The 24,489-nt window shown below is 70.1% G+C and carries 23 protein-coding genes; 20 read left to right on the plus strand and 3 right to left on the minus strand.

Annotated elements, in window-relative coordinates; genetic code table 11:
- Window positions 1–8: 8 nt before the first annotated feature.
- From ACQ5SP_RS03475 to ACQ5SP_RS03500, 6 genes are all read left to right on the plus strand, one after another.
- Window positions 9–395, plus strand: a complete 387-nt coding sequence (locus tag ACQ5SP_RS03475) for a DUF6497 family protein (protein ID WP_430936481.1) — start codon at window positions 9–11, stop codon at window positions 393–395.
- 214 nt (window positions 396–609) lie between these two features.
- Window positions 610–744 carry a hypothetical protein gene (locus ACQ5SP_RS03480; RefSeq protein ID WP_430936483.1) on the plus strand — a complete coding sequence of 45 codons (135 nt, stop codon included), beginning with the start codon at window positions 610–612 and terminating at the stop codon, window positions 742–744.
- Window positions 745–816: 72 nt separating this feature from the next.
- A complete protein-coding gene (locus tag ACQ5SP_RS03485) occupies window positions 817–1,173 on the plus strand; it encodes a hypothetical protein (RefSeq protein WP_430936485.1) in 357 nt (118 codons plus the stop codon).
- Window positions 1,174–1,531: 358 nt separating this feature from the next.
- Window positions 1,532–1,738: a hypothetical protein gene (locus ACQ5SP_RS03490; RefSeq protein ID WP_430936487.1), complete on the plus strand. Its 207-nt coding sequence runs from the start codon at window positions 1,532–1,534 to the stop codon at window positions 1,736–1,738.
- Between the two features lie 138 nt (window positions 1,739–1,876).
- On the plus strand, window positions 1,877–3,877 hold the full coding sequence (locus tag ACQ5SP_RS03495; protein WP_430936489.1) for an acetyl-CoA carboxylase biotin carboxylase subunit: 2,001 nt from the start codon (window positions 1,877–1,879) through the stop codon (window positions 3,875–3,877).
- 4 nt (window positions 3,878–3,881) lie between these two features.
- Entirely contained in the window at window positions 3,882–4,796 is a 915-nt protein-coding gene (locus ACQ5SP_RS03500; RefSeq protein ID WP_430936491.1) for an aldo/keto reductase, read from the plus strand.
- Between the two features lie 4 nt (window positions 4,797–4,800).
- Here the strand turns inward: ACQ5SP_RS03500 and ACQ5SP_RS03505 are convergent, their stop codons facing one another.
- Window positions 4,801–5,322: a DUF4174 domain-containing protein gene (locus tag ACQ5SP_RS03505; protein ID WP_430936493.1), complete on the minus strand. Its 522-nt coding sequence runs from the start codon at window positions 5,320–5,322 to the stop codon at window positions 4,801–4,803.
- A 123-nt stretch (window positions 5,323–5,445) separates the two neighbouring features.
- Here ACQ5SP_RS03505 and ACQ5SP_RS03510 point away from each other — a divergent pair, with 123 nt between their 5' ends.
- The 5 genes from ACQ5SP_RS03510 to ACQ5SP_RS03530 all read left to right on the plus strand — a co-directional run bounded on the left by ACQ5SP_RS03510 (window position 5,446) and on the right by ACQ5SP_RS03530 (window position 13,511).
- The gene (locus ACQ5SP_RS03510; protein ID WP_430936495.1) at window positions 5,446–6,417 is read left to right on the plus strand and encodes a hypothetical protein; all 972 of its coding nucleotides are present in this window, start codon (window positions 5,446–5,448) and stop codon (window positions 6,415–6,417) included.
- Entirely contained in the window at window positions 6,414–8,546 is a 2,133-nt protein-coding gene (gene scpA, locus ACQ5SP_RS03515; protein ID WP_430936497.1) for a methylmalonyl-CoA mutase, read from the plus strand. Before ACQ5SP_RS03510 ends, scpA begins: the two co-directional genes overlap by 4 nt.
- A 145-nt stretch (window positions 8,547–8,691) precedes the next feature.
- Window positions 8,692–10,971 (plus strand): NADP-dependent malic enzyme, encoded by a 2,280-nt coding sequence (locus ACQ5SP_RS03520; protein ID WP_430936499.1) that lies wholly within the window; start codon window positions 8,692–8,694, stop codon window positions 10,969–10,971.
- An 18-nt stretch (window positions 10,972–10,989) separates the two neighbouring features.
- Window positions 10,990–12,882: a propionate-CoA ligase PrpE gene (prpE, locus tag ACQ5SP_RS03525; protein ID WP_430936501.1), complete on the plus strand. Its 1,893-nt coding sequence runs from the start codon at window positions 10,990–10,992 to the stop codon at window positions 12,880–12,882.
- Between the two features lie 86 nt (window positions 12,883–12,968).
- Entirely contained in the window at window positions 12,969–13,511 is a 543-nt protein-coding gene (locus ACQ5SP_RS03530; RefSeq protein ID WP_430936503.1) for a CIA30 family protein, read from the plus strand.
- Window positions 13,512–13,514: 3 nt separating this feature from the next.
- Here the strand turns inward: ACQ5SP_RS03530 and ACQ5SP_RS03535 are convergent, their stop codons facing one another.
- On the minus strand, window positions 13,515–14,177 hold the full coding sequence (locus tag ACQ5SP_RS03535) for a DUF4396 domain-containing protein (RefSeq protein ID WP_430936505.1): 663 nt from the start codon (window positions 14,175–14,177) through the stop codon (window positions 13,515–13,517).
- 136 nt (window positions 14,178–14,313) lie between these two features.
- On the opposite strand from ACQ5SP_RS03535, the gene ACQ5SP_RS03540 reads away from it, so the two are divergent.
- The 8 genes from ACQ5SP_RS03540 (at window position 14,314) to ACQ5SP_RS03575 (ending at window position 21,559) form a co-directional block, all read left to right on the plus strand.
- Window positions 14,314–14,706, plus strand: coding sequence for a cytidine deaminase (locus tag ACQ5SP_RS03540; protein ID WP_430936507.1), 393 nt, complete (start codon window positions 14,314–14,316; stop codon window positions 14,704–14,706).
- 8 nt (window positions 14,707–14,714) lie between these two features.
- Window positions 14,715–16,028: a thymidine phosphorylase gene (locus tag ACQ5SP_RS03545; protein WP_430936509.1), complete on the plus strand. Its 1,314-nt coding sequence runs from the start codon at window positions 14,715–14,717 to the stop codon at window positions 16,026–16,028.
- On the plus strand, window positions 16,025–17,227 hold the full coding sequence (locus tag ACQ5SP_RS03550; protein WP_430936511.1) for a phosphopentomutase: 1,203 nt from the start codon (window positions 16,025–16,027) through the stop codon (window positions 17,225–17,227). The genes ACQ5SP_RS03545 and ACQ5SP_RS03550 overlap by 4 nt, the downstream gene beginning before the upstream one ends.
- Before the next feature lie 56 nt (window positions 17,228–17,283).
- On the plus strand, window positions 17,284–18,273 hold the full coding sequence (locus tag ACQ5SP_RS03555) for an adenosine deaminase (protein WP_430936513.1): 990 nt from the start codon (window positions 17,284–17,286) through the stop codon (window positions 18,271–18,273).
- A complete protein-coding gene (gene upp, locus ACQ5SP_RS03560) occupies window positions 18,270–18,902 on the plus strand; it encodes a uracil phosphoribosyltransferase (protein ID WP_430936515.1) in 633 nt (210 codons plus the stop codon). Before ACQ5SP_RS03555 ends, upp begins: the two co-directional genes overlap by 4 nt.
- 157 nt (window positions 18,903–19,059) lie before the next feature.
- On the plus strand, window positions 19,060–20,397 hold the full coding sequence (locus ACQ5SP_RS03565; protein ID WP_430936517.1) for an 8-oxoguanine deaminase: 1,338 nt from the start codon (window positions 19,060–19,062) through the stop codon (window positions 20,395–20,397).
- A gap of 65 nt (window positions 20,398–20,462) precedes the next feature.
- A complete protein-coding gene (locus ACQ5SP_RS03570) occupies window positions 20,463–21,110 on the plus strand; it encodes a glutathione S-transferase family protein (RefSeq protein ID WP_430936519.1) in 648 nt (215 codons plus the stop codon).
- Window positions 21,110–21,559 (plus strand): CAP domain-containing protein, encoded by a 450-nt coding sequence (locus ACQ5SP_RS03575; RefSeq protein ID WP_430936521.1) that lies wholly within the window; start codon window positions 21,110–21,112, stop codon window positions 21,557–21,559. Before ACQ5SP_RS03570 ends, ACQ5SP_RS03575 begins: the two co-directional genes overlap by 1 nt.
- Before the next feature lie 3 nt (window positions 21,560–21,562).
- On the opposite strand, the gene guaD is transcribed toward ACQ5SP_RS03575, so the two are convergent.
- Window positions 21,563–22,855 carry a guanine deaminase gene (guaD, locus tag ACQ5SP_RS03580; protein ID WP_430936523.1) on the minus strand — a complete coding sequence of 431 codons (1,293 nt, stop codon included), beginning with the start codon at window positions 22,853–22,855 and terminating at the stop codon, window positions 21,563–21,565.
- Between the two features lie 232 nt (window positions 22,856–23,087).
- Between guaD and mgtE the strand changes: the two genes are divergently transcribed.
- Complete coding sequence (mgtE, locus tag ACQ5SP_RS03585) at window positions 23,088–24,479, plus strand: magnesium transporter (protein WP_430936525.1); 1,392 nt, start codon at window positions 23,088–23,090, stop codon at window positions 24,477–24,479.
- Window positions 24,480–24,489: the final 10 nt, after the last annotated feature.

Raw genomic sequence — 24,489 nt, forward strand, 5'->3', positions numbered from 1 at the left:
CAGGGACCGTGCGCCGCGCGCTTCATATCCTCCTGGCCTGTGCCTTGCCGGTCCTGCCGGCGGCGGCCGCGACCCCCGTCGCGGTGCCGTCCGGGCAGGTGCTCTATCTGCAGGAGATCCTCTGGCAGGAAGACACGCTGCGGCTGCGCTTCGTCGCGCCCGGCATCGCGCGCGAGGGCGGCACGCTCGGCTTCGAGGATGTGCAGCAGGATTTCCAGGCGCTGTGCGAGACGATGGGCTTGCAGCTTCTGCGCGAGACCGGGCGCACGGTCGACCAGCTCGTCGTGAGCATGGCCGACCGCCCGCTGGCCTTCGGCGAAACCGCGCCGGACACCCGGCAGTTCTTCGAGGCGTTCCGCATCGAGAACGGTGCCTGCGTGCTGGAGGTGTTCTGACCATGGCGCCCGGATTTTCCCCGGACCGGGCCGCGGTCGCCGCGGCTGATGCATCCCGGCCACATCCCTTCGGACGGGATCGCGCTTCCTATCATTTTCCCGTGAAGTGTCGTATCGTCCGGACAGGTCGCACGAAAGCGGCCGAATTGGAACGGCGCGTCGTTCCGCCCTCTCGGGCGTCGGCGCGTGGTGGAGACAGACTGAGGAGAACGGAATGTCCAAGACCATCAAGATCGTCCTCTCGCTCGGCCTCGTGGCCTTCGCTGCCGCCTGCGCCCAGCAGGAGGAAGAAATCGTCTACGTCGAGCCCGAGCCGGTGGTCGAAGAGCCGACCTACGAGAAGTACTGATAACATTGCGGGACGGGCGGTCACGCCCGTCCCGCCGACCGCGCGCCGCACCCGGCCGGCAGGGGGGCGGCCATGCTGAAACATCGCGGGTTTCCCTCGCGCCTGCCCGGCACGGATTTCCAGTTCACGATCCGGCGTGCCCAGAAGGGCAGCGCCACACGCCTCACCCGCCGTGAGCGGTTCGCCGATCGCCGTTCGGCCGACCGAATGGCGGATGCGGGGTTTCTCGCCGCGCTGATCGAGCATTTCGGCGACGCGCCCTTCGAGCGCGGCAATCTCGACGCGGGGCGGCTGTCCTGGCTCTTCGGGCGCGAGGTCGTGCCGGCCGAAGAGCCGTTCGACCCGGAAAGCTACGCGGCGCTTCTGCGGGTCGACATGGCGGCGGCCGAGGCCGCTTTTCCCGAGCTCTTCGACGGAGATCCGGCATGATCCCGCCCATGGTCTCCGGAATCCGGCAGCAAATCGCCCATAATGCCGCCGCGACGACGCCGCGCTTGGCGCGGCGGGCGCGGTCTGGCTATCGTTTACCCGAGGCCGGTCGCCGGCCCGGTGCGCCGGCCTCGGGTATCCACAACCGTTACCCTTCCCCTCTTCTGGGGCCCGGTCGTCCGTTTTGCGACCGGGCTCATTTTCTTTTTGGCGCCAAGCCCCTGCCGGGATCGGCAGAGCCCCGCCGAAAGCCGGGCGCGCGCCTTGCGTCGGGCCGGCGCGGTTCCCATTCTGTCTGCATAGATGCGCGCCCGGACGTCCTGTCCGGCGCCTGCACCCAAGAGGGAGACACGAACCGATGCGGAAACTTGGCATACTCGCGCTTCTGGGCACTCTGCCGCTGCTCGCGGCCTGTGGCGACACGGTCGGCGAGCAGGCGCTCTTCGGCGGGGCCGCGGGCGCCGTGGGCGCGGCCGCGGTCGACGGCGACCCGGTCGTGGGCGCGGCTGTCGGCGCGGCCGGCAACACGCTTTACTGCCAGCAAAATCCGGGCCGCTGCCGCTGACCGGATCGGCCGGGCGCGCCCGGCCTGCACAATGACGGACGACAAGAACAGCCATCGGGGCCGCGCCTGCCCCGGTGGCTTTTTTCGTGTCGCATCCCGGGCCGGAACCCGGGCTGCGCTGACTGGAAGGGACGGAGAATGTTCAAGAAAATTCTGATCGCGAACCGCGGGGAAATCGCGTGCCGGGTCATCAAGACGGCCCGCCGCATGGGGATCGCGACGGTGGCGGTCTATTCCGACGCCGACAAGCATGCGCTGCATGTCCGCATGGCCGACGAGGCGGTGCATATCGGCCCGGCCCCGGCCAACCAGTCCTACATCGTGATCGACAACATTCTCGCGGCGATCCGCGAGACCGGCGTCGAAGCGGTGCATCCGGGCTACGGCTTCCTGTCGGAGAACCCGAAATTCGCCGCCGCGCTCGAGAAGGAGGGCGTCGCCTTCATCGGCCCACCCAAGGGCGCGATCGAGGCGATGGGCGACAAGATCACCTCGAAGAAGCTCGCCAAGGAAGCGGGGGTCAATACCGTGCCCGGCGTCATGGGGCTGATCGAGGACGCCGACGAGGCGGTGAAGATCAGCCAGGAGATCGGCTACCCGGTGATGATCAAGGCCAGCGCCGGGGGCGGCGGCAAGGGCATGCGCATCGCCTGGAACGACGAAGAGGCGCGCGAGGGCTTCCAGTCGTCCAAGAACGAGGCCGCGTCCTCTTTCGGCGACGACCGGATCTTCATCGAGAAATTCGTCACCCAGCCCCGGCATATCGAGATCCAGGTTCTCGGCGACAGCCACGGCAACTGCATCTACCTGGGCGAGCGGGAATGCTCGATCCAGCGCCGGAACCAGAAGGTCATCGAGGAGGCCCCCTCGCCCTTCCTCGACGAGGAGACCCGCAAGGCCATGGGCGAGCAGGCCTGCGCGCTGGCGCGCGCCGTGGACTACTGCTCGGCGGGGACGGTAGAATTCATCGTCGACGGGGACAAGAACTTCTACTTCCTCGAGATGAACACCCGCCTGCAGGTGGAACACCCGGTGACCGAGCTGATCACGGGCGTCGACCTGGTGGAGCAGATGATCCGGGTCGCGGCGGGCGAAACGCTGGCGCTGACCCAGGACGACATCAGCCTCGACGGCTGGGCGATCGAGAGCCGGCTCTACGCGGAGGATCCGTATCGCAACTTCCTGCCGTCGATCGGGCGACTGACGCGCTATCGCCCGCCCGAGGAAGCGGTCGGCGACACGGCGGTCGTCCGCAACGATACCGGCGTCTTCGAGGGCGGCGAGATCTCGATGTATTACGACCCGATGATCGCCAAGCTCTGCACCTGGGGGCCGACGCGTGCCGATGCGCTGGAGGGAATGCGCGACGCGCTCGACGGCTTCGAGGTCGAGGGGATCGGCCACAACCTGCCGTTCCTTTCGGCGGTGATGGATCACCCGCGCTTCATCTCGGGCGATATCACAACGGCCTTCATCGCCGAGGAATATCCCGACGGCTTCGCCGGCGCGGAACTGCCCGAGCCGGTCCTGCGCCAGCTCGCGGCCGCGGCCGCGGCCATGCACCGGGTCAGCGAGATCCGCGCGGCGCGGGTCTCGGGGCGGATGTCGAACCACGAGCGCGAGGTCGGCGCCGACTGGGTCGTGTCGCTGGCCGGGCATGACTACCCGGTGACGATCGCGGCCGACCGCGAGGGCTCGACGGTGAAGTTCGCCCATGGCGGGCAGCACCGCGTCGCCTCGGACTGGAAGCCGGGCATGCCGCTGGCGGTGCTCGACATCGACGCGGATCGCGTGGTGATCAAGGCCGAGCCGGTGCCGCTCGGCTACCGGATGCGCCACCGGGGCGCCGACCTGATCGTCAAGGTCCAGACCCCGCGCCAGTTCGAGCTGTCCCAGCACATGCTCGAGAAGGTGCCGCCCGACACGTCGAAAATGCTGCTTTGCCCGATGCCGGGGCTGATGGTGTCGGTCGCGGTGGAGCAGGGCCAGGAGGTGCAGGAGGGCCAGGTCCTCTGCACCGTCGAGGCGATGAAGATGGAAAACGTGCTCCGGGCCGAACGCCAGGCGGTCGTCGCCAAGATCAACGCGGGCGCCGGCGACAGCCTCGCCGTCGACGACGTGATCATGGAGTTCGAGTGATCCAATGATCGACGCGCTGCCGCTTGCCCGGACCCGCCGGATCGGCCCCTTCGAGGTGGGGCGGATCGGCTATGGCTGCTGGCGGTTCGCCGGCACGCCGGTCGCGGCGGCGCGTGAAAAGCTCGAGACCGCGCTCGCGGCGGGCATCGACCTGATCGATACGGCGGCGATCTATGGCTTCGGCGAGACGGCCTTCGGAGAGGCGGAGGAACGGCTCGGCGACGCCCTGGCCGATGCGCCGGGACTGCGCGAGAAAATCGTGCTGGTGACGAAGGGCGGGATCGTGCCGCCGATCCCCTATGACAGCCGCAAGGCCGCGCTGATCGAGAGCGTCGAGGCCTCGCTCCGGCGGCTGCGGACGGAGGCGGTCGACCTTTTCCTCGTCCACCGTCCCGATTTCCTGGCCGCCCATGCCGAGGTCGGCGCGGCGCTGGAGGAGATGCACGCCGCCGGCAAGATCCGGGCGGCGGGCGTGTCCAACTACACGGTCGCCCAAACCCGCGCGTTGCAGGCGCAGATGGACCTTCCGCTCGTGGCCACCCAGCCGGAATTCTCGGCGCTGGAACCGGCGCCGCTCTATGACGGGGTGCTGGATCTCGCGCAGGAGACGGGCCTCGCCCCGATGGCCTGGTCGCCGCTCGGTGGCGGCGCGCTGGCCACGGGGCAGGGCGGGCCCGCCCCGGCCGCGCGCCGCGACGCCGTGCTGGCCGAGATCGACCGCATCGCCGGGCGGAACGGGTGCGGGCGCGACGTGGTGGCGCTGGCCTGGGTGCTGGCGCACCCGGCGGCCCCGGTGGCGCTGATCGGCACCCAGCGGCCCGCGCGCATCCGCGCGGCCATGCGCGCCTTCGATGTCCGCTTGACCCGCCGTGACTGGTACGCGGTTCTCGAGGCTCGGCTGGGGGAGGCGATGCCGTGACGGATTACTGCCGGCGCAATTCCTCTTGCCGCATCGGCATCTTGTCGATGGCGCGGGTGATTTCGCGGATGTCCCAGGGGAAGGGCTTGCGCAGGTTCACCGTGCCGTCCTTGGCGAGGAGCGCCAGCATGAAGCCGCGCGGCCGCAGGCGTTCGCGCGCATCCGACAGGGTGTCGGGCGCGGTATCGGTGATGATCACAACGTCCCGTTCGACGAGCAGCTCCGGTTCCCGGGCCAGCAGTTCCATCTGTTCCTGGTACCGTGGATCGGCCGGGGTGTCGGCGAAGACGACGATGGGCCGCGAGATCCAGCGGAACTCGTCCAGCGTGACCTCCTCTGCCGGGAAGATCGGCAGGGTATCGGCGTCTTCCGCCGCGGCGGGCGCGGTGGCGTCGTCCCCGGCGCCAGCGTCGTTCTGGGCCGTCTGCATGCCATTGTCCCCGGTATCCAGCATCGCGGCGGTCTGGGCCGCGGCGGGTGCGGCCAGGGCGGCAAGGGCGAGAAGGGCGGCGAAGCGTGTTGTCATGTATCCTCCGGCTCCCCGACATATAGGCCGCGCCGCGCCGAAAGCGAAGGGCCGATTGCGCGGTGCGCCGACGCTCCGCCACGGCCCGCCGGCCGTTAATCCCGTGCAGAGGATCTGTGCCTAATGTCCGCGCCGATCGCACATATCCCGGCGGCCCTGGCCGCCGTCACGCGCGGGGCCCGGCGGCTTTTGGAGGTGATCCTGCATATCGGTGCGCATCGCACCGCCACCACCAGTTTCCAGCAGACCCTAGAGGCCAATCGCGCGAATTTGAGGAAAACTGGACTCGGCTTCTGGGGTCCGGCGCAGACCCGTGCGGGGCTCCTGGACGGGCTGGGCCGCGATCCCGCGCAGGCCACGGCCGCCGAGCGCGCCCGCGCGCGGCGGAGCCGGGCGGCGATCGCCGCGGCGCTCGCGGCCGAGCGGGACCGGGGAACCCGCCGGCTGGTCGTGAGCGAAGAGAACATGATGGGCACGATGCGCGGCAACCTGGCCGCGCGCGCGCTCTATCCGGGGCTGGCGGTACGGCTCGCGCGGATCGGCGCGGCTTTCCCGGAGGTGCGCCGCGTCGCGCTCGGCGTCCGCGGACTCGAAGACTACTGGGCCTCGGCCTGCGCCTATGCCATCGCCGCCGGCCTACCGGTCGCGGGTCCGTCGGCGCATGCCGCCATCGCCGCCGGACCGCGCAGCTGGCGCGACGTGGTGCGCGAGACCGCCGCGGCCTTCCCGCGGGCGGAGGTGACGGTCTGGGCGTTCGACGATGTCGTGGGCCGGCCGGCGGCGCAACTGGCCATGATGACAGGGGGCGCGGGCACGGCGGCGTTGCCGGGCGCGGCGCGGCGGCAGAACGCCTCGCTGCCGCGCGACGGGCTGCGGGCGACGCTGGCGCGGCGCGGTGCGCTGGCCGAGGCGGCGGCGATCCCGCCCGGCCCCGGCCGCTACATGCCCTTTGATCGGGATCAGCGCGCCGCGCTGCGGATCCGCTACGCTGCGGACCTCGCGTGGCTGCGGAGCGGGGCCGCGGGTCTCGCGCGTTTCACCGAAGACAGGCCGGGCCTTTCCCCCGGCCGGAGAGGACAGGGGATACCGACGTGACGGACAGCAAAGACGACTGGGCCCGGCTTGCCGAGAAAGAGCTGAAAGGCCGCCCGCTGGAGAGCCTCGACTGGACCACGCCCGAAGGCATAACGGTCAAGCCGCTCTACACCGAGGAAGACCTCGCGGGCCTCGCGCATACCGGCTCGGTGCCGGGGCAGGCCCCTTTCACCCGCGGGCCGCGGGCCACGATGTACACGGGGCGCCCCTGGACGATCCGGCAATATGCCGGCTTCTCCACGGCCGAGGACTCGAACGCGTTCTACCGCCGGGCGCTTGCGGCGGGGCAGCAGGGTGTCTCGGTCGCCTTCGATCTGGCCACCCATCGCGGCTATGACAGCGACCATCCGCGCGTCGAGGGCGACGTGGGCAAGGCCGGCGTCGCGATCGACTCGGTCGAGGACATGAAGATCCTCTTCGACGGCATCCCGCTCGACCAGGTGTCGGTCTCCATGACGATGAACGGCGCGGTGATCCCGGTGCTCGCCAGCTTCATCGTCGCGGGCGAGGAACAGGGCGTCGACCGCAAGCAGCTTTCGGGAACGATCCAGAACGATATCCTGAAAGAGTTCATGGTGCGGAATACCTATATCTACCCGCCCGAACCCTCGATGCGGATCGTCAGCGACATCATCGAGTACACCTCGACCGACATGCCGCGGTTCAACTCGATCTCGATCTCCGGCTACCACATGCAGGAGGCGGGCGCGACGCTGGTCCAGGAGCTGGCCTTCACGCTGGCCGACGGCAAGGAATACGTGAAAGCCGCGATCGGGCGCGGGCTGGACGTGGACGCCTTCGCGCCGCGGCTGTCGTTCTTCTTCGCCATCGGCATGAACTTCTTCATGGAGGCCGCGAAGCTCCGCGCGGCGCGGTTCCTCTGGCACCGCATCATGTCCGAGTTCGCGCCGAAGGACCCGCGCTCGATGATGCTGCGCACGCATTGCCAGACCTCGGGCGTCAGCCTGGCCGAGCAGGATCCCTACAACAACATCGTGCGCACCGCCTACGAGGCGATGAGCGCGGTGCTCGGCGGCACCCAGTCGCTGCATACCAACAGCTTCGACGAGGCGATCGCGCTGCCGACCGATTTCTCGTCCCGGATCGCGCGGAACACCCAGCTGATCCTGCAGAACGAGACCGGGGTGACCAACGTCGTCGACCCGCTGGCAGGCTCCTACTATGTCGAGAAGCTGACCGCCGACCTGGCGGATGCCGCCTGGGAGATCATCCGCGAGATCGACGAGATGGGCGGCATGACCAAAGCCGTCGAGTCGGGCATGCCGAAACTGCGGATCGAGGAGGCCGCCGCGCGCTGGCAGGCCGCGGTCGACCGCGGCGACGAGGTGATCGTCGGCGTCAACAAGTGGCGCCCCGAGAAAGAGCAGGAGATCGACATCCTCGACGTGGACAATGTCCGCGTCCGTGACAGCCAGATCGCCCGGCTCGAGAAACTGCGTGCCGGGCGCGACCAGGCGGCCTGCGACAGCGCGCTCGAGGCGCTGGAACAGGCGGCGAAATCCGGCGAAGGCAACCTGCTGCGGCTGGCGGTCGAGGCCGCCCGGACGCGCGCAACCGTGGGAGAGATCTCGATGGCGATGGAAAAGGCGTTCGGCCGCCACAGGGCCGAGGTGCAGACGCTGGCCGGGGTCTACGGCGCGGCCTACGAGGGCGACGAAGGCTTCGCGCAGATCAAGAAGGACGTGGACGCCTTCGCCGAGGACGAGGGACGCCGGCCCCGGATGCTGGTGGTCAAGATGGGCCAGGACGGCCATGACCGCGGCGCCAAGGTGATCGCGACGGCCTTCGCCGATATCGGCTTCGACGTGGATGTGGGCCCGCTCTTCCAGACGCCCGAGGAAGCCGCGCAGGACGCCATCGACAACGATGTCCACGTCATCGGCATCAGCTCGCAGGCGGCCGGTCACAAGACCCTGGCGCCGAAGCTGATCGCGGCGCTGAAGGAACAGGGCGCCGGGGATATCATCGTGATCTGCGGCGGCGTGATCCCGCAGCAGGACTACGAGTTCCTCAAGAAGGCCGGCGTGAAGGCCATCTTCGGCCCGGGAACCAACATCCCCGAGGCGGCGAAGAACATCCTCACGCTGATCCGCGAGGCCCGCGGGTGAACCCCGCGCCGGTCATATCCACCGCCGCCGGCGGGATTTTCAGGCAAAGCCCGAAACCGTCGCCGGATTTTCCGCCCTGTCAGGCGCGGCGCAAAAATGGTTCAATGCTAAACCATTCATCGCCGTTCAGGGAGGAGCCGCGTCAATGACCGATCGCAGCCAGGAAACCGCGCGCCAGTCGGCGCTGGACTACCACGAGCATCCGAAGCCCGGGAAACTCGAGATCCGGGCGACCAAGCCGATGGCCAACCAGCGCGACCTGGCGCGCGCCTACAGCCCCGGCGTGGCCGAGGCCTGCACCGAGATCACCCGGGACCCGGCAACCGCCCGCCGCTACACCGCGCGCGGCAACCTGGTGGGGGTCGTCACCAACGGCTCGGCCGTCCTCGGACTGGGCAATATCGGCGCGCTGGCGTCCAAGCCGGTGATGGAGGGCAAGGCGGTTCTCTTCAAGAAATTCGCCAATATCGACTGTTTCGACATCGAGCTGGACGAATCCGATCCCGAGAGGCTGGCCGACCTGGTCTGCGCGCTGGAGCCGACCTTCGGCGCCATCAACCTCGAGGACATCAAGTCGCCCGATTGCTTCATCGTGGAAAAGATTTGCCGCGAGCGGATGAACATTCCCGTCTTCCACGACGACCAGCACGGCACCGCCATCGTCGTGGGCGCGGCGGCCACCAACGCGCTGCGGGTCGCGGGCAAGCGTTTCGAGGACATCAAGATCGTCTCCACCGGCGGGGGCGCGGCGGGCATCGCCTGCCTCAATACCCTGCTGAAGCTCGGCGTGAAGCGCGAGAATGTCTGGCTCTGCGACATTCACGGTCTGGTCTACGAGGGCCGCGCAGAGGACATGACCCCGCAGAAGGCCGCCTATGCCCAGGACAGCGACCTGCGCGCGCTTGGCGAGGTGATCGCGGGAGCCGACCTGTTCCTCGGCCTGTCCGGACCGAACGTGCTGAAACCCGAGATGGTCGCCAGGATGGCCGAGCGTCCCATCGTCTTCGCCCTTGCCAACCCGGTGCCCGAGATCATGCCCGACGACGTGCGCGCCGTCGCGCCAGAGGCGATCATCGCCACGGGCCGGTCGGATTATCCGAACCAGGTCAACAACGTGCTCTGCTTTCCGTTCATCTTTCGCGGCGCGCTGGACGTCGGCGCGACCGAGATCAACGATGCCATGCAGATCGCCTGCGTCGAGGGGATCGCGGCCCTGGCCCGCGCCACCACCAGCGCGGAGGCCGCCGCCGCCTACCAGGACGAGCGGATGACCTTCGGCCCGGACTACCTGATCCCGAAGCCCTTCGATCCGCGGCTGATGGGCGTGGTCGCCACCGCCGTGGCGGGGGCCGCCATGGACTCGGGCGTCGCCACCCGCCCGATCGCGGATCTCGAGGCCTACAAGCAGACGCTCGACGGGTCGGTGTTCCGGTCCGCGCTGATCATGCGGCCGGTCTTCGCCGCCGCGCAGGGGGCCGAGCGCAAGATCGTCTTCGCCGAGGGCGAGGACGAACGCGTGCTGCGCGCGGCCAATGCCATGATCGAGGAGACGACCGACACCCCGATCCTGATCGGCCGGCCCGAGGTCGTCGGCCGGCGCTGCGAACGCGCCGGGCTTCCGATCCGCCCGGGCGCCGATTTCGAGATCGTGAACCCGGAAAACGATCCGCGCTACCGGGACTACTGGGGCACCTATCACCAGCTGATGGAGCGGCGCGGCGTCACCCCCGACATCGCCAAGGCCGTGCTGCGCACGAACACCACCGCGATCGCCGCGGTGATGGTGCACCGGGGCGAGGCCGACAGCATGATCTGCGGCACCTTCGGGCAGTATCTCTGGCATCTGAACTACGTCACCCAGGTCCTGTCGGAGGGCGATCTGCACCCGGTCGGGGCGTTGAGCCTTATGATCCAGGAAGACGGGCCGCTTTTCCTGGCCGACACGCAGGTGCATCCCGAGCCGACGCCGGAACAGGTCGCCGAGACGGTGATCGGCGCCGCGCGCCACGTGCGCCGCTTCGGGGTGGCGCCGCAGATCGCGCTCTGTTCGCATTCGCAGTTCGGCAATCTCGACACCGAGAGCGCGCGGCGCATGCGCGGCGCGATGCGGCTGCTGGAACAGATGGCGCCGGATTTCGCCTTCGAGGGCGAGATGGCCGCCGACGCGGCGCTCGACCCGGAGCTGCGCCGCCGGATCTTCCCCAACGCCCGCTTCGACGGGCCGGCCAACGTGCTGGTCTTCCCGGGCACCGACGCGGCCAGCGCGGCGCGCAACGTGCTCAAGATGCGGGCCAACGGGCTCGAGGTGGGGCCGATCCTGATGGGGATGGGGAACCGCGCCCATATCGTCACACCGTCGATCACCGCGCGGGGGCTGCTGAACATGGCCGCGCTCGCGGGAACGCCGGTGCAGCATTACGGATGACACAGGAGGAGGACAAAGATGGGGTACCGGGAGGTCTACGAGGCGTGGCGCGCCGACCCAGACGGTTTCTGGATGCGCGAGGCCGAGGCCATCGATTGGGACAGGAAACCCTCTAAGGCGCTGTTCGACGGCAACGCGCCGCTCTACGAGTGGTTTTCCGACGGGATGGTCAACACCTGCTGGAACGCGGTCGACCGCCATGTGGAGGCCGGCCGCGGCGGGCAAGTGGCGATCATACACGACAGCCCGGTCACCGGCACGATCCACAAGATCACCTATGCCGAGCTGCGCAACCGCGTCGCCAGCCTTGCCGGTGCGCTCCGCGCCAAGGGCGTCGAGAAGGGCGACCGCGTCATCATCTACATGCCGATGGTGCCGGAAGCCCTGGAGGCGATGCTCGCCTGTGCCCGGATCGGGGCGATCCACTCGGTCGTCTTCGGGGGCTTCGCCGCGCATGAGCTGGCGGTGCGCATCGACGATGCCCGGCCCAAATGCATCATCGCCGCCAGCTGCGGGATCGAGCCCGGCCGCGTGGTCCATTACAAGCCGTTGCTGGACGGCGCGCTCGAGCAGGCCGAACACGAGCCGTCCTTCTGCGTGATCTTCCAGCGCGAGCAGGAGGTCGCCCGTCTCGAGGCGGGCCGCGATCACGACTGGTACGCCTTCCAATACGGTGTCGAGCCGGCAGACTGCGTGCCGGTCGAGGGCAGCCACCCGGCCTACATCCTCTACACCTCCGGCACGACCGGCGCGCCCAAGGGCGTTGTGCGCCCGACGGGCGGGCACCTCGTGGCGCTGAACTGGACGATGAAGAACATCTACAACGTGGCGCCGGGCGAAACCTTCTGGGCGGCCTCGGACGTGGGCTGGGTCGTGGGGCACAGCTACATCGCCTACGCGCCGCTCATCCACGGCAACACCACGATCGTCTTCGAGGGCAAGCCGGTCGGCACGCCGGATGCGGGCACCTTCTGGCGGGTGATCCGCGACCACGACGTGAAGTCCTTCTTCACCGCGCCGACGGCCTTCCGTGCGATCAAGCGCGAGGATCCGAAGGGCGAGTTCCTGAAGGCCTACGACACCTCCTGCCTGCGCACGCTGTACCTGGCCGGCGAACGCGCCGACCCGGACACGATCCACTGGGCGCAGGACATGCTGAAGGTGCCGGTGGTCGATCACTGGTGGCAGACCGAGACCGGCTACGCCATCACCGCGATCCCGATGGGGATCGAGGAAATGCCGGTCAAGATCGGCTCCTCGGGCGTGCCGATGCCCGGCTACGACGTGCAGATCCTCGACGAGGGCGGCCAGCCCATGGGGCCGAACACGCTGGGCGCGGTGGCGGTGAAACTGCCGCTGCCGCCGGGCACGCTGCCCACGCTCTGGAACGCCGAGGCGCGCTTCAAGAAAAGCTATCTCGAGCATTTCCCCGGCTACTACGAGACCGGCGATGCGGGCATGATCGACGAGGACGGGTATCTCTACATCATGGCGCGCACCGACGACGTCATCAACGTGGCCGGCCACCGCCTGTCCACCGGGGGCATGGAAGAGGTGCTCGCCGGGCATCCGGACGTGGCCGAATGCGCGGTGATCGGTGTGTCGGACGAGCTCAAGGGCCAGATGCCGGTGGGCTTTCTCTGCCTGACCAAGGGCGTGAACCGCCCCCATGACGAGATCGTCTCGGAATGCGTGAAGCTGGTCCGCGACCAGATCGGCCCCGTCGCGGCCTTCAAGAAGGCCGTGGTGGTCGACAGGCTGCCCAAGACCCGCTCGGGCAAGATCCTGCGCGCCACGATGGTCAAGATCGCCGACGGGGCGGCGTTCAAGATGCCCGCCACGATCGACGACCCGGCGATCCTCGACGAGATCAGGGACGCGCTGCAGACGATCGGCTACGCCGGGGACTGACCGGGGACGGGCGGGGCGCGTCTCCGCCCGGCTGTATTCCGGGGCGGCGGATCCTATATCTGTCCCATGACACGCAGGAGCCCGCCATGCCACGCCTTGCCGCGCTTTGCCTCGCCCTCTGTCTCGCCGCGCCGGCGGCGGGGGCCGGCATGATCGACGATTTCACGGACACCCGCGCCGGCGACTGGCGCTTCTTCACCGACCAGGTCATGGGCGGGGTCTCCACCGGTGCGGCGCGGCTGGAAACCAGCGGCGACCGGCGCGCCCTGCACCTGACCGGCACGGTCAGCACCGAGAACCGCGGCGGCTTCATCCAGGCGCGCAAGGACCTGCCCGACGGTCTGCCCGCGGGAACGGAGGCCATCACCTTGACCGCGCGCGGCAACGATACGCGCTATTTCCTGCATATCCGCACCCGCGGCACCGTGCTGCCCTGGCAGTACTACCAGGCGCCCTTCGAGGTGACCGGGGACTGGCGGGACATCACCGTGCCGCTCTCGGCCTTCGAGCGGTCCGGGCGGCTGCTCGGCGCCGAGGTGACCCCGGAGAGCGTCCGCTCCATCGCGGTCGTCGCCTATGGCCGCGACCATGCGGCCGATCTCTGGGTCGCGCGGATCGGGACGCGCTGACGGCTAGTGCGCGTGGTGGGTCCGGCGCGGGTCCATCATGCCTTCCTTCACGCCGAAGCGGATCAGCAGCACGTTGACCGGGTAGGCCGCGAAGAGCCCGCAGGTCAGCGATACCGTCAGCGAGGACCAGAAGCGCACATCGCCCAGCCCGGCATCGCCGGCCAGCGTCAGGTCGACCCCGATGGCCACGATTTCCATCACCGCGATCGATGGCGTTTCGGCCAGGAAGGCATCCCACATCGCCGTGCGGAAGGGCACGCCTTCCTGCATCAGCGGACCGACGGTCAGCGCGTAGCCGGCGACATAGGCCATGGCGAAGGTGATCGCCGCCACCCAGATCGTGTCGAGCGTCAGCAGACCCACTGCGATGACCAGGCCCGCGATCTCGCCCATGCCGCAGCCGGAATAGCAATGCGCCACCGATCGGAAGGCGCGCCGCGCAAGCCCGTCGTGCCGGATTTCCTTGCGCCCGGTCGTCCAGTAGATCAGCAGGCCGAGCGGGCCGGAATACACCACCGTCAGCGCCCAGACGACTTTCATGAGGCCCATCAGGTGGCTGTTGCGGGTTCGCAGGTCGTGGATCGTCAGGGCAAGGCTCGGCAGCATCAGGACGGCCCAGCCGATCAGGAACCAGGGGCTCGACAGGATGATCTGGATGGTCTGCATGACGGCTCCGTCGTCGGGGCGGGGGAAGGGCTCGGGCACCCAACCCCTGCGAAACCGGATCGGTTCCGCCTTGGCCCCTTGCATCCGTCCGGGGCCAGGCGCAGACTCCTCCCGGTGGCATCAAGGAGAGACCCGGATGGATCTGATGGACGCGGCGCGTGCCGCACGGGAGAACGCGCACGCCCCTTACTCGGGCTTCAAGGTCGGGGCCGCCATCCGGACCCGGCGGGGCATGGTCTATGCCGGTTGCAACGTCGAGAACGTCTCCTACCCCGAAGGCACCTGTGCCGAGGCCGGCGCCATCGCGGCGATGGTCGCCGCCGGCGAGACCGAGATCGCGGAAGTCCTGGTGATCGCCGACAGCCCGGTGCCGGTGACCCCCTGCGGTGGGTGCCGGCAGCGGCTCTCGGAATTCGCGAGCCCCGAGGTGCCGGTGATCCTCGCGGATCTGTCCGGCGAGGCCGGGCGCATGACGCTGGGCGATCTCCTGCCCGGGGCCTTCGATCGCGCGCACATGGCGCTCGACTGAGCCGCGCGATGCCGGACGCCCGCACGATCATCGCCGCGAAGCGCGACGGCCGCGCCCTGGACGCCGCCCAGCTCGACTGGTTCGCGCAGGGGCTCGCGGACGGCAGGGTGAGCGACGCGCAGGCCGCGGCCTTCGCCATGGCGGTCTTGCTGAACGGCATGACGGGCGCGGAGCGCGCCGCGCTGACCCGCGCCATGCGCGACACGGGCGACGTGCTGGCCTGGGACCTGCCCGGCCCGGTGCTCGACAAGCATTCGACCGGCGGCGTGGGCGATGCCGTCTCGTTGGTGCTGGCGCCCGCGCTCGCGGTCTGCGGGGCCTATGTGCCGATGATCTCGGGGCGCGGGCTTGGCCATACCGGGGGCACGCTCGACAAGCTCGAGGCGATCCCGGGCTACCGCACCGATCTCGACGAGGCGCGCCTGCGCCGGGTGGTGGCCGAGACAGGCTGTGCCATCACCGGCGCCACGGGCGAGATCGCGCCGGCGGACCGGCGGCTTTACGCGGTGCGCGACGTTTCGGGCACGGTCGAAAGCCTCGACCTGATCACCGCGTCGATCCTGTCCAAGAAACTCGCCGCCGGGCTGGATGCGCTGGTGCTGGACGTCAAATGCGGCTCCGGGGCCTTCATGAAGGATGCCGCGACGGCCCATGCGCTGGCCGAGAGCCTCGTCGCCGGGGCCGATGCAGCCGGATGCCGGGCCGCGGCGCTGGTGACCGATATGAACGAGCCGCTGGCCCGGTCCGCCGGCAACGCGCTGGAGGTCGCCAACGCCGTGGCGCTCCTGCGCGGAGAGGAGGTCGATGCCCGGCTCTGGGACGTGACCGTGGCGCTCGGCGGCGAGGCGCTGGCGCTGGGCGGGCTGGCCGCCGACCCGGCGGAGGGTGCGCACCGGCTGGCCGAGGCGCTGCAATCGGGCCGCGCGGCAGAGCGTTTCGGCACGATGGTCGCCGCGCAGGGTGGCCCGGCGGATTTCGTGGAGAACAGCCGGCGTCACCTGCCGCGGGCGCCCGTTGTCGAGGAAGTCACCCAGCCGGGCCGCGGATTCGTATCTGAAATCGATACCGCGGCGCTCGGCCGCGCTGTCGTGGCGCTGGGCGGCGGTCGGCGGGTGCAGGGTGATCCGATCGACCCGGCGGTGGGGCTCGACGACCTGGCCGGGCTGGGTGCGCTGGTCGATCCGCAGACCCCGCTGGCGCTGGTCCACGGGACGGATCCCGACGCCGTCGCCGCCGCGGCCGGGGCCGTGCGGGCCGCCTACGGCATTTCCGACGTTCCGCCCGATCCCGCGCCCCTGATCCGCGAGCGGGTGCGGGGATGACACGGGCCTTCCTGATCGTGCTGGACAGCGTCGGCGCGGGCGGCGCGCCCGACGCGGCCGATTTCGGCGACGCCGGGGCCAACACGCTGGCCCATATCGCCGAGGAATGCGCCGCCGGCCGGGCCGACACCGGGCGGGAGGGACCGCTGCGCCTGCCCAACATGGACAGGCTCGGGCTGTCGGCGGCTGTGCGGCTGGCCTCGGGATGCGCGATGCCGGGGCTGGGCGCGACGCCGCAAGGGCGTTGGGGCGCGGCGACCGAGCGATCGCCGGGCAAGGACACGCCCTCGGGGCACTGGGAACTGGCCGGTGTCCCGGTGCCCTGGACATGGCATTACTTCCCGGACACCGACCCCGCTTTCCCCCCCGAGCTCTCTGCCGCGGTGGCCGAGGCTGCCGGGACCGGCGGGATCCTCGGAAACCGGCACGCCTCGGGGACGGTGATCCTCGAGGAGCTCGGGGCCGAACACATGCGCAGCGGCTGGCCGATCTGCTATACCTCGGCCGACAGCGTGTTCCAGATCGCCGCCCACGAGGAGGTGTTCGGTCTCGACCGGCTGCTCGATCTCTGCCGGGCGGTGGCGCCGCGGCTCCATGCCATGCGCGTCGGGCGGGTGATCGCCCGGCCCTTCATCGGGACGCCCGAGGCGGGCTTCACCCGTACCGGGAACCGCCGCGACTTCGCCATCGCGCCGCCCGCGCCGACACTGCTCGACCGTGTCGCCGGGGCAGGGCGGCGCAGCTATTCGGTCGGCAAGATCCGGGACATCTTCTCGGGGCGGGGGATCACCGATGCCGGGCCGAAGGGCAGCGACGCCGAACTGTTCGAGCAGCTCGTCGCGCTCGGCGACACGGCCGAGGACGGCGCGCTCGTTTTCGCCAACCTGGTGGAGTTCGACTCGCTCTATGGCCATCGGCGCGATGTCGCCGGCTATGCCCGGGCGCTCGAATGGGTCGACGCGGCGCTGCCGCGCTTTCTCGACCGGCTCGGCCCCGGCGATGTCGCGGTGCTGACGGCCGATCATGGCAACGACCCGACCTGGACCGGCACCGACCACACCCGCGAACGCGTCCCGGTTCTGGTCGCCGGGGCGGGGCCGGGCGCCATGGGGCTACGCGGCTTCGCCGACGTGGCGGCGAGCCTGGCCGTGCATCTCGGCATCCCGCCCGGCCCCGAGGGCGAGTCGTTCCTGCCGTGAGCCGGCCGGGCGCACTGGCTCTGGACCCGCGCCCGCGGCCCGGCTAAGCAGGCGGGATGGACTTCGCGGAAACTCCCAAGCTCGAGCTGCACCTGCATATCGAGGGCGCCATGCCCCCGGATTTCGCGCGGCGTCTCGCGGATGAGAAGGACATCGATCTCGGCGGGCTCTTCGATGATCGCGGGGCCTATGCCTACCGCGATTTCTTCCATTTCCTGCAGGTCTACGACCAGGCCTGCAGCGTGCTGCAAACGCCCCGGGACTATGCGCGCCTGACCGGCGAGATCCTGCGGCGTTCGTCCGGGGACGGGGTGATCTACACCGAGATGTTCCTCTCTCCGGATTTCTGCGGAGGCGGCGATCTCGGCGCCTGGCAGGAGTATCTCGCCGCGATCGAGGAGGCCGCGCGAACCGCCGAGGCGCGCCACGGGATCGTGATGCGGGCCGTGGTCACCGCCGTGCGCCACCTTGGGCCGGAGCAGGCGAAATCCGCGGCACGCTGCGCGGCCGAGACCGCGGGCGCCTTCTTGACCGGCTTCGGGATGGCCGGGGACGAGACGCGCGGTCGCGCGGGCGATTTCGCCTGGGCCTTCGACTGCGCGCGCGAGGCGGGGCTGGGGCTGACGAGCCATGCCGGCGAATGGGCCGGGCCGGAGTCGGTGCGCGAGACGCTGGACGCCTTGCGCCCGGCGCGGATCGGCCACGGGGTGCGCGCCGCCGAGGATCCGGCGCTGGTCGCGCGGCTGGCCGAAGCCGGCACGGTCCTCGAGGTCTGTCCGGGATCGAACATCGCGCTCGGGCTCTATCCCGACTGGGCCGCGCACCCGGTCGCGCGGCTGCGTGCGGCGGGGGTGAAGGTCACGCTCTCGACCGACGATCCGCCCTTCTTTCACACGCGCCTGCCGCTCGAATACGCCCGTATGGCGGAGGCCTTCGGATGGGAACCGGCGGATTTCACCGAGATGAACCGCGCCGCGGCCGCGGCCGCCTTCTGCGACGCGGCGACCCGCGCCGCGCTGCTGAAACGACTGGAGGACGCCACATGAGCGACAACGTCACCATCGTCGACCACCCGCTGGTCCAGCACAAGCTGACCGTGATGCGGGACCTGGCCACCAGCACGGCCTCGTTCCGGCGACTGCTGCGCGAAATCTCGATGCTGCTGGCCTACGAGGTCTCGCGCGACCTGCCGCTCGTCGAGACCACGGTCGAGACACCGCTGATGGAGATGGAGTCGCCCGTGCTGGCCGGCAAGAAACCGGCGCTCATCTCGATCCTGCGGGCCGGCAACGGGCTGCTCGACGGGGTGCTGGAACTGATCCCCTCGGCCAGGGTGGGCTTCGTCGGGCTCTACCGGGACGAGGCGACGCTTGAGCCCGTCGAGTATTACTTCAAGGTGCCATCGGAACTGGGCGCGCGGCGGGTGATCGTCGTCGACCCGATGCTGGCGACCGGCAATACCTCGGCGGCGGCCATCGACAAGCTCAAGGCCGCCGGCGCCCGCGATATCCGGTTTCTCTGCCTGCTGGCCGCGCCCGAGGGCGTCGCGCGCATGTCCGAGGCGCATCCCGACGTGCCCATCTTCACCGCGGCGGTGGATGAGAAGCTGAACGACAAGGGCTATATCCTGCCCGGTCTCGGCGATGCCGGCGACCGGATGTACGGCACCCAGTGACCGCCCCGGGCCGATGCGCTCGCGGTCGCGCGCGCGGCTTTTCCCAGGCGGGCCGGCAGGCCGGACCTTGGCCGGTGCCGGGGTCTCGCCGCTGCCTGCCGCCGGCGCCCGCCGCCATCGCCCGAAGGGCGGCCTTTTCACACGAGGAGGGGTGACCATGTCCGAAATCCTGATCCGCGGCGCCGCCTGCGTGGTGACCATGAACGACCGGCGCGAAGAGATCTCCGGCGGCGATATCCTGGTCCGCGACGGAGAGATCGCCGCGGTGGGCACGGGGCTGACCACCACGGGCGCCACCGTGTCGGCCTCCGGCTGTGTCGTGACGCCGGGCCTCGTCAACACGCATCACCATCTTTACCAGAGCCTGACGCGCGCGGTGCCCGGCGCGCAGGACGCGCTGCTGTTCGGCTGGCTCGAGACGCTCTACCCGATCTGGGGGCGGATGGGGCCCGGGGATATCCGGGTCTCGGCCCTGGCCGGGTTGGCGGAACTGGCGCTTTCGGGCTGCACGCTGACCTCCGACCATCTCTACCTCTACCCGAACGGCGCGCGTCTCGACGACACGATCGACGCGGCCCGCGAGATCGGTCTGCGCTTCCATCCGACGCGCGGCGCGATGAGCATCGGGGAAAGCGCGGGCGGATTGCCACCTGACAGCCTTGTCGAAAACGAACACGAAATACTGGAAGATTGCATCAGGGTGATCGATTCCTTTCACGATTCGAACCCCGGCGCCATGATCCGGGTTGGCGTCGCGCCCTGTTCGCCGTTTTCCGTCAGCCGGGAGCTGATGCGCGACGCGGCGCTGCTGGCGCGCGACAAGGGGGTGATGCTCCACACGCATCTCGCGGAGAACGCCGAGGATATCGCCTATTCCATGGCAAGGTTTGGCTGCCGGCCCGGCCAGTACGCCGAAGAGCTGGGCTGGACCGGGCCGGATGTCTGGCATGCCCACTGCGTGATGCTGGACGCCCCCGAGATCGCGCTCTTCGCCCGGACGCGGACCGGCGTCGCGCACTGCCCCTGTTCCAATTGCCGGCTGGGCAGCGGCATCGCGCCGGTGCGCGCGATGCGCGACGCCGGCGTTTCCGTGGGGCTGGGCGTCGACGGCTCGGCGTCGAACGACTCCGGCAACCTCGTGGCCGAGGCACGCCAGGCGATGCTGCTGCAGCGCGTGGCGCGCGGCGCCGACGCGATGAGCGCCCGCGAGGCCCTGGAGATCGCCACCCGCGGCGGTGCCGCGGTGCTGGGGCGGGACGACTGCGGCCGGATCGCGCCGGGCATGCGGGCCGATATCGCCATATGGGATGTCTCGGGGGTCGAGAGCGCCGGCAGCTGGGACCCGGCGGCGCTGCTGCTGGCGGGGCCCACGCGGGTGCGCGATCTCTATGTCGAGGGGCGCGCGGTCGTCCGCGACGGCGAGGTGGCGACCATCGACCTGCCGGCGGTGCTGGCCGATCAGCGCCGCCGCGCCGCGGCCCTGGCCGGCATCTGAAAGCGGCGTTGCACCCGGCCGCGTCTCTGGGCAATCTGTTCCGGGTAATGGCAGGGAGATGCCGCATGATCACCGTCTGGGGACGGGCCACCTCGTCCAACGTGCAAGCCGTGATGTGGTGCCTGGCCGAGCTGGGGCTCGAGCCCGTGCGCCACGATGCCGGCCATGTCCATGGCGGGCTCGACACGCCGGACTTCCTGGCGATGAACCCGAACGGAACGATCCCGGTGCTCAGGGACGGGACCGGCGACGCGATCTGGGAGACCGGCGCCATCCTGCGCTACCTCGCGGCGCGCTATGGTGACGCGCATTTCTGGCCGGCCGATCCGGCGGCCCGGGCGCAGGTGGACAAATGGGCGGAATGGGCGAAGATCAACGTGGTCACGGGCTTCGTGCGCCCGGTTTTCTGGCGCGTGGCCAAGACCGCGCCGGCCGACCGCGACCCGGTTGCGATCGCGGCGGCGCTGCGCGCGCTCGACCGGTTCCTCGCCGTGGCCGAGGACCGGCTGGCGGCCCATGATTTCCTTGCCGGAGAGAGCTTTACGCCGGCCGATATCCAGTTCGGCCATGTCCTCTGGCGCTATTACGACATCGATATTCCGCGCGGGGATTTCCCGGCGATCCGCCGGTATTACGAGCGGCTGGCCGCGCGCCCGGCCTACCGCGCGCATGTCATGATCCCGTATGACAGCCTTGCACCGGGGGCGGCCTGATGCGCCGGGTGCGCCTCCTCTGGGCCGCGGCGGCGCTCGCGGTGATGCCGGTTGGCGCCGCCCCGGCGGCCGAAGACGTGACCGGCGCGCTGCTGGCCGAGGTCAACGCGGTACGCGCCGCACAGGGCCGGGCGCCGCTCGAACCCGACGCGGCGCTGGCGCGGACCGCGGCCGGGCATGCCGATGCCCTCGTCGCCAGCGGCGGGTTCTCGCATCTCGGTCCCGACGGCAGCTCGCTGGCCGATCGTCTCGACCGGACCGGCTACGGGCCTTGCCGGGCGGCCGAGAACCTCGCGCAGGGGCAGCGCGGTGCGGCCGAGGTGGTCGGGGACTGGCTGGAATCGCGCGGCCACCGGCGCAATCTCCTCCATCCGGACCTGACCGAGCTTGGCGCCGCGCGCGGGGCGGGCGATCTCTGGGTGCTGGTGATGGGGCGGCCGGGCTGCTGAGCCTCAGGACAGCGGGGCGCCGCCGATCCAGACGGCCGCGACGGCGCGGTCGTCGCCCATCATGATCGTGGGGAAAAGGGCCTCCCATATATCGCCGGCCCGTGCCGCGCGCTGCGCGATGGCGGGGGTCGAGGCCAGGTCGAGCACGACGAGATCGGCCTCCATCCCCGGGGCGAGGCGCCCGATCCGGTCGCCCATGCGCAGCGTCGCCGCCGCGCCCGCCGTGGCAAGCCAGATCAGCTGCGCGGGATGCAGCGGCGTGCCGCGCAGCTGGCCGATCTCGTAGGCCGCGGCCATGGTCCGGAGCATGGAAAAGGACGACCCGCCGCCGGTATCGGTGGCGAGCCCCACCCGGTGACCCGCCGCCGTCAGCCCGGCCATGTCGAAGAGCCCCGAGCCGATGAAGGTGTTGGAGGTCGGGCAATGGGCGATCGCCGATCCGCTTTCGGCAAGGCGCGCGCGTTCGCGGTCGGTCAGGTGGATGGCGTGGCCGAACACCGCGCCGGGCCCGACCAGCCCGGCCCGCTCGTAGGTGTCGAGGTAATCGCGCGCCTCGGGGTAGAGGCGGGCGACCCAGTCGACTTCGTCCAGCTGTTCGGCAAGATGGGTCTGCATCAGGCAGTCGGGATGCGCCGCCCAGAGCGCGCCCAGCGCCTCGAGTTGCGCGTGGCTCGAGGTCGGCGAGAAGCGGGGCGTTACCGCGTAGGTCAGCCGCCCGCGCCCGTGCCAGCGCGCGATCAGCGCCGCCGACTCGTCATGGGCCGACTGGGCCGTGTCGCGCAGCCCGTCGGGGGCGTTGCGATCCATGCAGGTCTTGCCGCCCGCGACCCGCAGCCCGCGCCGCGCGGCCTCGGCGAAGAAGGCGTCGACGCTCTCGGGATGGATCGTGCAATAGCTGCAGACCGTGGTGGTGCCGTTGGCCAGCACGAGGTCGAAGTACCGCGCCGCGGTCCGCGCGGCGTAGTCCGGATCGCCGAAGCGCATCTCCTCGGGAAAGGTGTAGTCGTTCAGCCAGTCGATTAGCCGCTTGCCCCAGCTGGCGATCATGGCGGTCTGGGGATAGTGGACATGGGCGTCCACGAAGCCCGGCAGGATCAGCCGATCGCCGTAATCATGCAGGCTGGCGCGCGGATGGGCGGTGCGCAGGGCGTCGGCCGGGCCGGTCGCGGCGACGCGCCCGTTTTCCACCAGCACGGCCCCGCGCGAGTCGTGGCGCGCGGCCTCGGGCAGGGGCGCGTGGAACGGGTCGGCGGGGAAATCCAGCGTCTGGCCGATCAGCAGGGCGGGTCCGGTCATGCGGTGTCCTGTTCACGTGGTACGGGGCGGCGCGCGCGCGCACGCACACGCGGCGCGGCGCCGGTCCCAGCCTAGCGCAGCGGGCCGCGCCGCGCTTTCTGGATTTCCCTGATAGCCTTTCCGGAGCCGGGCGGAAATCCCGTGGTTTCGCGGCTTTGTCCCCTGTCGCATCGCGCGGCGCTTCGCTAGAGTGACGCCGCGGGACCGGATCACGGCCACGGCGGAGGGCAGGGTGAGCGAGGACGAGCTGCAGGAACGCGACGATCCGTCGGGCGAGACCGATGCCTACGCGCTGGACAACCGCAAGGTGGGCCAGATCCTCGGCGCGGTGGAACTCGGCGCGGCCGAGCGTCTGGACGAGTTGCTGGAGCCTCTGCACGCGGCCGATATCGCCGACCTGCTGGAACAGATCGCGCCGGGCGAGCGGCGCGACCTGCTGGCGCTCTGGTCGGCGGGCATCGACGGCGAGGTGCTGTCGGAGCTCGACGACAGCCTTCGCGCGGAGGTGATCGAGTACCTGCCGGCCGACGTGCTGGCGCGGGCGGTCCGGGCGCTCGAGTCCGACGACGTGGTAGACCTCGTCGAGGACCTGGAGCCGCAGCAGCAGGGGGTGGTTCTGTCCGCCCTGGAAGAGGCCGACCGGGCCGCCGTCGAACAGGCGCTGACCTATCCCGAATACACCGCGGGCCGGCTGATGCAGCGCGAACTGGTCATGGCCCCGGCGCACTGGTCGGTGGGGGACGCCATCGACTACATGCGCGCCGAGGAAGACCTGCCCGAGCAGTTCTACCACATCATGATCGTGGATCCCCGCCACAAGGTCATCGGCCAGGTGGCGCTGGGACGGCTGATGGCCTCGCGTCGCGACGTCAGGCTGACCGACATCATGGACGAGGATTTCGTCCCGATGCCCGTCACCCAGAGCCAGGAAGACGTGGCCTATGCCTTCAACCAGTATCACCTGATCACCGCGCCGGTGGTCAACGAGGACGAGCGGATCGTCGGCGTCATCACCATCGACGACGCCATGGCGGTGCTCTCGGAGGAGGCGGAGGAAGACATCCTGCGCCTGGCCGGTGCCGGCGAGGGGCGGCTGTCCGACGGGATACTCGAGACGGTGCGGCGGCGCTTTCCCTGGCTCTTCGTCAACCTGCTGACGGCGATCGCCGCCTCGGTGGTGATCGCGCAGTTCACGGGCGTGATCGAGGCGATCGTGGCGCTCGCGGTGCTGATGCCCATCGTGGCCTCGATGGGTGGCAATGCCGGGACCCAGTCGCTGACCGTGGCCGTGCGCGCCATCGCCACCAAGGACCTTACCGGGTCGAATGCCCTGCGCGTGGTCCGGCGCGAGGCGGTCGCGGGACTTCTCAACGGCCTGGCCTTCGCCGTGATCATGGGGGTGGTGGGCGTTCTCTGGTTCGGAACGCCCGTCCTGGGCGCGGTGATCGGGATCGCCATGGTGGTCAACCTGGTGATCGCCGCGCTGGCCGGGATCCTGATCCCGATGGGGCTGGAACGGCTGGGGATCGACCCGGCCCTGGCGTCGGGCGCTTTCGTCACCACGGTGACCGACGTGGTGGGGTTCTTTGCCTTCCTCGGGCTGGCGGCGGTTCTGATGCTCTGAGGAAATCGCG

It is taken from the genome of Rhodovulum sp. YNF3179 (genome assembly GCF_050586465.1).
GTDB lineage: Bacteria > Pseudomonadota > Alphaproteobacteria > Rhodobacterales > Rhodobacteraceae > CAJXYS01.

Coding starts and splice junctions, on each gene's coding strand:
- ACQ5SP_RS03550 (WP_430936511.1), top strand. CDS start 16,025: ATGACACGGGCCTTCCTGATCGTGCTGGACAGCGTCGGCGCGGGCGGC.
- ACQ5SP_RS03575 (WP_430936521.1), top strand. CDS start 21,110: ATGCGCCGGGTGCGCCTCCTCTGGGCCGCGGCGGCGCTCGCGGTGATG.
- prpE (WP_430936501.1), top strand. CDS start 10,990: ATGGGGTACCGGGAGGTCTACGAGGCGTGGCGCGCCGACCCAGACGGT.
- ACQ5SP_RS03555 (WP_430936513.1), top strand. CDS start 17,284: ATGGACTTCGCGGAAACTCCCAAGCTCGAGCTGCACCTGCATATCGAG.
- ACQ5SP_RS03520 (WP_430936499.1), top strand. CDS start 8,692: ATGACCGATCGCAGCCAGGAAACCGCGCGCCAGTCGGCGCTGGACTAC.
- ACQ5SP_RS03485 (WP_430936485.1), top strand. CDS start 817: ATGCTGAAACATCGCGGGTTTCCCTCGCGCCTGCCCGGCACGGATTTC.
- ACQ5SP_RS03505 (WP_430936493.1), bottom strand. CDS start 5,322: ATGACAACACGCTTCGCCGCCCTTCTCGCCCTTGCCGCCCTGGCCGCA.
- guaD (WP_430936523.1), bottom strand. CDS start 22,855: ATGACCGGACCCGCCCTGCTGATCGGCCAGACGCTGGATTTCCCCGCC.
- ACQ5SP_RS03565 (WP_430936517.1), top strand. CDS start 19,060: ATGTCCGAAATCCTGATCCGCGGCGCCGCCTGCGTGGTGACCATGAAC.
- ACQ5SP_RS03530 (WP_430936503.1), top strand. CDS start 12,969: ATGCCACGCCTTGCCGCGCTTTGCCTCGCCCTCTGTCTCGCCGCGCCG.
- ACQ5SP_RS03540 (WP_430936507.1), top strand. CDS start 14,314: ATGGATCTGATGGACGCGGCGCGTGCCGCACGGGAGAACGCGCACGCC.
- ACQ5SP_RS03490 (WP_430936487.1), top strand. CDS start 1,532: ATGCGGAAACTTGGCATACTCGCGCTTCTGGGCACTCTGCCGCTGCTC.
- ACQ5SP_RS03545 (WP_430936509.1), top strand. CDS start 14,715: ATGCCGGACGCCCGCACGATCATCGCCGCGAAGCGCGACGGCCGCGCC.
- ACQ5SP_RS03480 (WP_430936483.1), top strand. CDS start 610: ATGTCCAAGACCATCAAGATCGTCCTCTCGCTCGGCCTCGTGGCCTTC.
- ACQ5SP_RS03570 (WP_430936519.1), top strand. CDS start 20,463: ATGATCACCGTCTGGGGACGGGCCACCTCGTCCAACGTGCAAGCCGTG.
- upp (WP_430936515.1), top strand. CDS start 18,270: ATGAGCGACAACGTCACCATCGTCGACCACCCGCTGGTCCAGCACAAG.
- ACQ5SP_RS03510 (WP_430936495.1), top strand. CDS start 5,446: ATGTCCGCGCCGATCGCACATATCCCGGCGGCCCTGGCCGCCGTCACG.
- ACQ5SP_RS03495 (WP_430936489.1), top strand. CDS start 1,877: ATGTTCAAGAAAATTCTGATCGCGAACCGCGGGGAAATCGCGTGCCGG.
- ACQ5SP_RS03500 (WP_430936491.1), top strand. CDS start 3,882: ATGATCGACGCGCTGCCGCTTGCCCGGACCCGCCGGATCGGCCCCTTC.
- ACQ5SP_RS03535 (WP_430936505.1), bottom strand. CDS start 14,177: ATGCAGACCATCCAGATCATCCTGTCGAGCCCCTGGTTCCTGATCGGC.